The sequence below is a fragment of the Butyrivibrio sp. genome, assembly GCF_024699075.1.
Map to the genome: position 1 here is coordinate 1 of NZ_JAILQF010000073.1, position 2,128 is coordinate 2,128.

The 2,128-nt window shown below is 40.5% G+C and carries 1 protein-coding gene and 2 pseudogenes; all 3 read right to left on the reverse strand.

All coding sequences use genetic code 11. The annotated features are described in order from the left end of the window. A pseudogene (locus K6G87_RS02655) lies at positions 1 to 244 on the reverse strand (UDP-glucose--hexose-1-phosphate uridylyltransferase); the annotation flags it as partial. 64 nt (positions 245 to 308) lie between these two features. Continuing rightward, positions 309 to 1,490, reverse strand: a complete 1,182-nt coding sequence (locus K6G87_RS02660; protein WP_296833524.1) for a galactokinase — start codon at positions 1,488 to 1,490, stop codon at positions 309 to 311. A gap of 463 nt (positions 1,491 to 1,953) precedes the next feature. Continuing rightward, positions 1,954 to 2,128 (reverse strand): annotated as a pseudogene (locus tag K6G87_RS19865) (fructokinase); the annotation flags it as partial.

Sequence of the window (2,128 nt, forward strand, 5' to 3'; positions counted from 1 at the left end):
TGATTTTATTATCAGCTGCATACTTGCAAAGATCTTTCATTGTACCTTCAAGATATGTGCCATCATCTATCTTCTTTTGGTCAATGCTTTCTGATTTCTTGATGACATCCTCTTCTGATCCTTCAAGCTCTGTAAGACCAAGCTGCATAAGAATAGTATTAAGAGAATATGTTATGTCTTCTTTTTCTATAAGACCTGTACGATAAGCATAAGCTACAAGGTCTACTATGTTTTCGTCAATCATTGCGCACCTCGATTTGGATATTATTAAGGCGACCCAAAGTCTCTGGTCGCCTTTTATAGATGTATTAGTCAATTACTCTTGGGCCGTCACCTATTGATACGATATAGAATGTGCAGTCATAGCCGATCTTATCCTTATAAGCCTTGCCAACCTTTTCTTTAAAGTTATCAATAGCTTCATCCTTAACGATTGAAACTGTGCAGCCGCCAAATCCGCCGCCTGTCATACGTGATCCGATTACGCCGTCAACCTTCCAGGCTTCCTCAGCAAGAGTATCAAGCTCGATTCCTGTTACATCATAGTCATCACGAAGAGATACGTGAGAAGCATTCATGAGCTTTCCGAACTTTTCAAGATCTCCTGCTTTAAGAGCTGAAACAGCATCAAGTGTGCGCTGGTTCTCATATACGGCATGCTTTGCCTTAACTCTTTCATCATCATCTGTAATAGCGTCCTTATGAGCTTCAAACTCTTCAATAGACAGATCTCCAAGTCCCTTTATGTCACATACAGTCTGCATCTGGGAAAGAGCGTGCTCGCAGGCGCTTCTTCTTGCATTGTACTGAGAATCTGTGAGCTTGTGCTTTTTGTTAGTGTTAGTTACTACAATCTTCATTCCATCAAGATGGATAGGCGCATATTCAAAAGAAAGATCTGCTGTATCAAGGAAAATAGCATTATCTTTTTTGCCCATAGCAGATGCGAACTGGTCCATGATTCCGCAGTTGCAGCCGTTGAAATTGTTCTCTGCATCCTGACCGATAAGAGCAAGCTCCTGATTAGAAACATCAAATCCGTACATATCACGTACAGCAAATCCTGTCAGAACTTCAAGAGACGCTGATGATGAAAGACCTGAACCGTTAGGAATATTACCGATGATAACCATATCAAAGCCTGTCTCAAGCTTCATTCCTCTTTTTTCAAAAGCCCATACAACTCCCTTTGGATAGTTGGTCCAGCCAGCCTTTGGATCGTTTGGAACAAGGTCATCGAGGGATGTCTCACGTCTTGAACCGTCAAAGTTAAGAGATACGAAGCGCATTACGCGGTCATCTCTCTTTCTGGCAGCGGCGTATGTTCCGATCGTAAGTGCACATGGGAATACGTGACCACCGTTATAATCTGTATGCTCACCAATAAGATTTACACGGCCTGGTGCAAAGTAGCACTTAACGCCTTCGTTATCGCCGAATTCTTTTGCAAAGCCGTCAAGTACGGCCTGTTTCATTTCCTGATCAACCATAAAAACACCTCTTCTTCTGTGCTAAATTTATACGCATGCCACCTTGAAAACAGTTTTCGCCTTCAGGGCTTTAACAAATAAGATCAACACCTCATGTGAAAATAACCCTGATTTTTGTAAGGCTCTTATCCGCTTCCGTAAACACTATATACTCTCGCTCCTAAGAACCTAACAAAAATCAGGAACATTTTCAAAATCGGTTTTTGATTTTATTTGTTAAAGCCCTGTATTATAAGTTTCTGTTCTTCTCTAATGAGCAGTGCGTTTATCCTTTGTAATTATATGATATATATTAAATTATAATAAGCACATCCGTTAGCATCTATTGTTTGATAAACCTGTCAAAATGTTATATGTAGATGCAAAATTGGTACTATAGAGTCTGCTTAATACAAAAATGCCCCTGATATAATCCTTATGCGTTATCCGTACGAGGATTATATCAGGGGCATCTTTTGTCCTATCAGCATACTGCGTCGATTGCAAGCTTCACTGCTCCCATTATTCCCTGGTCATCGTTAAGGCTGGCTGGGACAATGTAATTGTCGATGTCTGCAAGTTCTTTGGTTATAACATATCCGTTTAACTGCTCTAATACTTTTTTCCTTATAAGTGGGAAGAGCTGCTCCTGGTGCATT